Origin of the sequence: Sandarakinorhabdus sp. (assembly GCF_031430775.1) — a bacterium.
Classification (GTDB): Bacteria; Pseudomonadota; Alphaproteobacteria; order Sphingomonadales; family Sphingomonadaceae; genus Sandarakinorhabdus.
The window spans coordinates 1-6,276 of record NZ_JANPCD010000094.1 but is presented as its reverse complement, the minus strand read 5'-3'; the positions used below and the strand labels follow the sequence as shown (position 1 = coordinate 6,276).

Below are 6,276 nucleotides of genomic sequence, written 5' to 3'. Positions count from 1 at the left end.
CGGCATCGCCTCGCCTTTCCAATCTGGCGCGTTGCAGCCGGGGCAGCTGCGCGTGTCACGCCGCCAGATGACCTTGCCGTCGCGGTCCTGCACATAATCGATGAGGCTGGTTTCGAGCTTGCGCCCGGCGTTGAACATCTGGGCATAGGCATTGGTGAGTTTCAGCACGGTGGTTTCGCCGGCACCCAGCGCAATCGACAGCACCGGCAGATAACTGCCGACTCCCAGCGCCTTGGCTTGCGCAGTGATATTCTCGATCCCGGCGGCATCGGCCACCCGCACCGTCATCAGGTTGCGCGATTGCTCAAGGCCCCAGCGCAGCGTCTGGGCGCCGGCCGAACGTTGATTGTCGAAATTCTTGAAGCATTTCTGGCCCAGCGACTTGTTCTGGAACACGCAATATGGGCCATCGACCACGATAGATGACGGGGTGAAGCCATGGTCCATGGCGGCGGCATAGGCGATGGGCTTGAAGGTCGAGCCGGGCTGGCGTTTGGCCTGCACGGCGCGGTTGAAGCTTTGGGCGCGCGCATCGAACCCGCCGACCATGGCAAGGATGCGGCCGCTATGCGGGTCCTCGACAACCATGCCGCCCGATACCAGCGGCGCCTGGCGCAGCGCCCAGTTGCCGCCATTGCGCACGACGGGGATGACATCGCCGGGTTTGAGTACTTGCCCTGCCGAACGGTTCGATCCGCGATAGGGACGCACTGCCGACGATGACGGTAACAGCCCGGTGGTGCCGTCGGAGAAGCCCAATGTCGAATCGGCGCCGCTTTTGGCAAGCACGACCGCTTTGCGCCACGCCGGATAGCCCAGCAGGATCGAAGTCGCCGACAACCGGCCCTGCCAGCCACCGCCCGGCTCGATATGCGCCGGCGGGCCACGCCACGCCCGGCCCGCTTCGTATCGCAGCATGCCGTCACGCATGGCGGTTTCCGCCGCCGCTTGCAGGCGCGGATCGAGAGAGGTGCGAATCCACAGCCCCCCGCCATAAACGCTGTTGCGCCCGTCGGTCTGGTCGGTGCCGAAGCGCGCAATCAGCGTGCGCCGCACTTCCTCGACGAAACTGTCGTCGCGCGGGCGCGGCAGCGCGCGGCTGGGTGCAGCGACCAGCGGCAGGGCGGTGGCGGCAGCGCGCTCGGTTTCGGTGATGAAGCCGTTGGCCAGCATCTGGCGCAGCACATAGTCGCGCCGGACCACCGCACGTGCGTTCTGCGTGACCGGGCTGTAGGTGCTCGGCGCCTTGGGCAGTATGGCCAGATAGGCCATTTGCGCCAGATCAAGCTCGGCAACACCCTTGCCGAAATAGGCCTGTGCGGCCGCTTCGACGCCATAGGCATTGCGGCCGAGGAATATCTGGTTGAGGTAAAGTTCGAGGATCTGCTGCTTGGTGAGCACCTGTTCGATGCGCCGCGCCAGAATGGCCTCGCGCAGCTTGCGCCACAGCGTCACCTCGTTCCCGATCAGTGATTTGGCCACCTGCTGGGTGATTGTCGAGGCACCGACCGGGCGCTTGCCGGTAAAGATCGATTCGATGTTGCTGACCACGGCGCCGGCAATACCGATGTAATCCAGCCCGCCATGTTCGAAGAACGTCTTGTCCTCTGCCGAAATATAGGCCTGGACCAGTGTTTCGGGAATTTCGTTATAAGGCAGATAGATGCGCTTTTCGCGGGTGTAGCTGGTGACGATGTTTCCCGACACGTCGCGCACCGTCGAGGGCAGCGCGGAAGCAAAATCGGCAAGGTCATTTTCGGTCGGCAGGCCGCGTGTCGCCGACCACAGCACGGCGCCAGCTCCGGCCAGCAGCAAGAGGGCGAGGATGCCGAAACGGAAAAGCAGGCGGCGCGTCACGGAAGCCAGATAGCGCCTCGCCAGCCCTGTGGGAACCCCATGGGACGCACCTCAATCACCGATCAGATGGCGCTGCACCGCTTCGGCGATGCCCTTGGCGATCGTGCGCTGGCCGGTTTTGGAGAACAGGAATTCGGCGTCCTGTGCATTGGTGACATAGCCGGTTTCCAGCAGCACCGACGGCACATCGGGCGCCTTGAGGACGGCAAAGGCGGCAAAATGGTGGAACTCGCCGCGAAAGCGGATGCGTTCCTCAAGCGAGGCCTGCAAGGTGTCGGCAAAGGCCGCAGAGACATTGCCCGTGGCGCGCCGCACCAGGTCGGCCATGATGTCGCCCACATCCGGCGCTTCGACGCCCAGGTTGACGCCGCCGATGATGTCGGACTTGTTTTCGCGAGCCGCAAGCCGCGCCGCGATGGCATCGCTTGCCACTGCCGACAAGGTGTAGACGCTGGCGCCGCCGGCGTCGGGATTGGCGGCGGCATCGGCATGGATGGAAATGAACAGGTCGGCCCGCGCCGTGCGGGCGATGCGAACGCGGCCGCCCAGCGGGATGAAGATATCGCCGTCGCGGGTCAGCCGCACGCGCACCTTCCCGGATTTTTCGAGGATGCGCGCAGTTTCGCGGGCGATGGCCAGCGTCACGTCCTTTTCATGGCCGCCGGTGACGGCAATGGCGCCGACATCCTTGCCGCCGTGCCCGGCATCGAGGACCACCAGCGGCTTTGACCCGTCGCGCGGTTTGACGCCGTAAGCGCGCGGGCGCGGCGGCGGCAAGTCGGGCTTGCGGTCAAGCATGTCGGCCGCGGGTTGGGCCAAGGGTGGCTGGGGCAGAGGCATTTCAAGTGGTTTCGCGCCGGGCCGGGCGGTTTGCGGTACCGAAACCGGCGGGCGGGCGAAATCGGCCGGCAGGCTGAAGCTGTCGGTGGGCAAGGTCGGCGGCGGCGGTGGGCCATCTTCGCGCAGCAGCGGGAGCGGGCGGCGGCCGCGCGCCACCTGGGCCGCAAAACCGGCCGCCGTGGTACGTTTCAATGTGATGACGACCCGGTTTCCCTGTGCCCGTGCCGACAGGATTTCCACAGGCGCGGTAATGTCGATGACCAGCCGCGCGGTGCCAGGCGCAAACATCGCCACGCGCACCCCGGCCACGCTGTTCGCACCGACTGCCGTCAACACGCCATCAACGACGCCGACGAAATCCACCACGAGCCGCTGCGGATTGCCCAGTGTGAAGCTGTTGGCCACTGGCAGCGGTGCATCGGCAGTGATGGTGACCATGCCGGGCGTGGCGGACAGCGCAGTGATGCGCGCCGCCATGGCAGGAGACGCAAGCAGCAGCAGAAGCAGGAGGAGGACGCGCACAATCATCCGATACGGGCGCGCCCCGGCAGGAGCAAGCCGGGCGTTAACCCCGGAGCACGCTCCGGCCGGCATAACGCGCGGTCTGGCCCAGTTCTTCCTCGATGCGGATCAGCTGGTTGTACTTGGCGAGCCGGTCCGAGCGCGCGAGGCTGCCGGTCTTGATCTGGCCGCAGCCGCAGGCCACCGCCAGGTCGGCGATGGTCGCATCCTCGGTTTCGCCCGAGCGGTGCGACATGACGGTGTTGTAGCGGGCGCGGTGCGCCATATCGACGGCGGCGAGCGTTTCGGTCAGCGTACCGATCTGGTTGACCTTGACGAGCAGCGCGTTGGCAAGGCCGGTCTTGATGCCATCTGCCAGCCGCACGGGATTGGTGACGAACAGGTCATCGCCAACCAGTTGCACCTTGTCGCCCAGCGCGTCGGTCAGCATTTTCCAGCCGGTCAGGTCGTCTTCCGACATGCCGTCCTCGATCGACAGGATCGGGTAGTTGCGCACAAGATCGGCGTAATAGGCAGTCATCGCCGCGCCATCGAGGCTCAGGCCTTCGCCGACCAGCTCATATTTGCCGCCATGGTAGAATTCGGTGGCGGCGGCATCGAGCGCGAGGAACACGTCCTCGCCGGCCTTGAAGCCGGCCTTGGCAATGGCGGCCATGATGAAGTCCAGCGCGGCGCGGGCGCCGCCCAGATTGGGGGCAAAGCCGCCTTCGTCGCCGACAGCGGTGTTGTGGCCGCCGGCCTTGAGTTCGGCCTTGAGCGTGTGGAAAATCTCGGCGCCCCAGCGCACGGCCTCGGTGATGCTGCCGGCGCCGACCGGCATGACCATGAATTCCTGAATGTCGATCGGGTTGTCGGCATGGGCGCCGCCATTGATGATGTTCATCATCGGGACCGGAAGGAGACTGGCCGAAACGCCGCCGACATAGCGGTGCAGCGGCAGGCCGCGCGCATCGGCTGCGGCCTTGGCGACGGCGAGGCTGACCCCCAAAATGGCATTGGCCCCCAGCCGCGATTTGCCCGGCGTGCCATCAAGTTCGATCATGGCAGCGTCGATTTCGCCCTGTTCCTCGGCCTCCATGCCCGACACGGCATCGAAAATCTCGCCATTGACGGCCTCGACCGCTTTCAGGACGCCCTTGCCCATGTAACGGGCCTTGTCGCCGTCGCGCAGCTCGACAGCCTCATGGGCACCGGTGGAAGCGCCCGATGGCACGGCGGCGCGGCCGGTGGAGCCGTCCTCCAGCACAACATCGACTTCGACGGTGGGATTGCCCCGGCTGTCGAGGATTTCGCGGGCGTGGATATCGATGATGGCGGTCACGGCAGGATTTCCGTATCTTGGGGGGAACTGTTGAACTGATCGGCAGTTGCACCAACGGCCTTGAAGCGCCATCTAGGACCGGCAAGCCCGCGCGGCAAGACGAAGGATTGGAAAAGGCCTGTGTCGCAACCCAACACCTACAGCCCCGCCGGACTGATCGGCATGGCCAATGACCAGTTGATGAGCCTGGCAGAAGGCGGCAAGGCCAGCCTGCTGGACAGCGTGTCCGATCTGGTTTTGACCGTGAACGAACTGGCCGGTCGCTTTCACGGACCGGCAGCGCCGGTGGCCGGCCTGTTGCGCGAGGCTGCCAATGGCATCGATACGCTGCGCCGTGACATTGCCGACCGCGATCTGGGCGACCTGATTGCCGATGGCCGGCGGCTGGCGACCGAGCAGCCGGCGCTCGCCGCCGGACTTGCAGGAGCGCTGGGCTTTGTCGCTGTGCGCCTGCTGAAGGCCAATATGCCGCCGGCGCAGAGCCGCTGAGCATGGCGCAAGGCCCCCGCCCTGAACCGCGACGCACGGGAACGAGCGCCGGGCTGCTGGAATTGATCCGGCAGTTGGTCGCCGACGCTGCGGCACTGGTGCAGAGCCATCTGGACCTGGCCAGGGCCGAGATCGGTGCGGGCGCGCGCGTTGCCGGCGGCGGCATTGCCCTTGTTGCCATTGGCCTGTTTGCGCTTTGCCTTGCCATTGCCGCGCTGGCGGCAGCGCTGGTGATGGCGTTGGTGCCGGCTATCGGGCCTGTGTTGGCCTGTCTGGTCGCGGCACTGTTGATTGCGGCTGGCGGCGGGGCGCTTGTCATGTTCGGCCTGTCGAGAATCAAGCGATCGAGTCTTGCGCCGCGCCAGGCAATCGCCAATGTTGGTCAAAGTGCAGTGATGCTGATGCGAAAGTCCCGCCGGACCCCGGCGGCCACTGGTGGCAACAGCAAGGGAGAGTGAGTGATGGCGTCTGAATCGATCGATGTCGAAGGCCGTGCCGCCGCTGCGAGCGCCGCCCGCGACCGTATGGCCGGCAGCATCGCGGCGCTGGAAACCAAGCTTGATCCCCGCCGCCTGTTGAATGTCGCGGGCGCCAAGGCCAAGGCCAGCGGCGAGGAAATTGCCAACCGGGCCGGCGCCGGCCTGAAGGCGCATCCGATCGCCATCGGTGCCGGCATCGCAGCCGTGGCCGTGGCGATATTGGCCGGACGCCAGATCGGCGGGGCCACGCTCGATCTTGGTGATGATCTGGATGGTTACACCGACTATGAAGAAGCCATGGGCGAAGCGCCGCGTTTTTACGACGACGAATTCCTCGAAGACGAACCGGCACCCGCGCCTGCCGCGCTTCTGGCAACACCGGCATCCAATCCCTTGATGGCGATCCTCGCCGGTCTCGCTGCGGGCGCCGTGCTCGGGCTGCTGCTGCCCAGCAGCGAGGCTGAAAAACGCCTGTTGCGCGGTGATGCGTAATTTGCGGTTCAGCCGCGCTGCGCGATAATGACATCTCGAGTTTAATCTTGGGGCCCGGTGATGATCCACCGGGCCTTTGCTTATGGATGAATATGATGCGCCGTCTTGCCCCTTTGCTGCTGCTGTTGCTCGTCGCCCCGCTGCCGCTGGCCAGTGCAGCGGCCCAGATTGCTGCGCCTGCCGCCGCCAGCCCCGGCGACCCGGCCGCGCGCGGTTTCATCGAAACCATGGTCGGCGACGGCTTTGCCACGCTGCGCGACAAAACGCTGACCAAGG

Annotated in this window: 7 protein-coding genes; 4 read left to right on the top strand and 3 right to left on the bottom strand. The window is 65.7% G+C overall.

The features are described 5' to 3' along the window. From RMQ73_RS05570 to eno, 3 genes are all read right to left on the bottom strand, one after another. Positions 1 to 1,857, bottom strand: a 1,857-nt coding sequence (locus RMQ73_RS05570) for a transglycosylase domain-containing protein (RefSeq protein WP_310497081.1), incomplete at its 3' end; no start/stop codon positions are given. Positions 1,858 to 1,908: 51 nt separating this feature from the next. Then, positions 1,909 to 3,219 carry an N-acetylmuramoyl-L-alanine amidase gene (locus tag RMQ73_RS05565; protein WP_310497080.1) on the bottom strand — a complete coding sequence of 437 codons (1,311 nt, stop codon included), beginning with the start codon at positions 3,217 to 3,219 and terminating at the stop codon, positions 1,909 to 1,911. A gap of 43 nt (positions 3,220 to 3,262) precedes the next feature. After that, positions 3,263 to 4,540, bottom strand: coding sequence for a phosphopyruvate hydratase (eno, locus tag RMQ73_RS05560; protein WP_310497079.1), 1,278 nt, complete (start codon positions 4,538 to 4,540; stop codon positions 3,263 to 3,265). A gap of 120 nt (positions 4,541 to 4,660) precedes the next feature. Here eno and RMQ73_RS05555 point away from each other — a divergent pair, with 120 nt between their 5' ends. The 4 genes from RMQ73_RS05555 to RMQ73_RS05540 all read left to right on the top strand — a co-directional run. Beyond that, a complete protein-coding gene (locus tag RMQ73_RS05555; protein WP_310497078.1) occupies positions 4,661 to 5,029 on the top strand; it encodes a hypothetical protein in 369 nt (122 codons plus the stop codon). Between the two features lie 2 nt (positions 5,030 to 5,031). Beyond that, positions 5,032 to 5,487 carry a phage holin family protein gene (locus RMQ73_RS05550; RefSeq protein ID WP_310497077.1) on the top strand — a complete coding sequence of 152 codons (456 nt, stop codon included), beginning with the start codon at positions 5,032 to 5,034 and terminating at the stop codon, positions 5,485 to 5,487. A gap of 3 nt (positions 5,488 to 5,490) precedes the next feature. Further along, the gene (locus tag RMQ73_RS05545) at positions 5,491 to 6,000 is read left to right on the top strand and encodes a hypothetical protein (RefSeq protein ID WP_310497076.1); all 510 of its coding nucleotides are present in this window, start codon (positions 5,491 to 5,493) and stop codon (positions 5,998 to 6,000) included. Between the two features lie 92 nt (positions 6,001 to 6,092). Next, positions 6,093 to 6,276 (top strand): hypothetical protein (locus tag RMQ73_RS05540; RefSeq protein ID WP_310497075.1); only part of this gene is annotated, 184 nt, incomplete at its 3' end.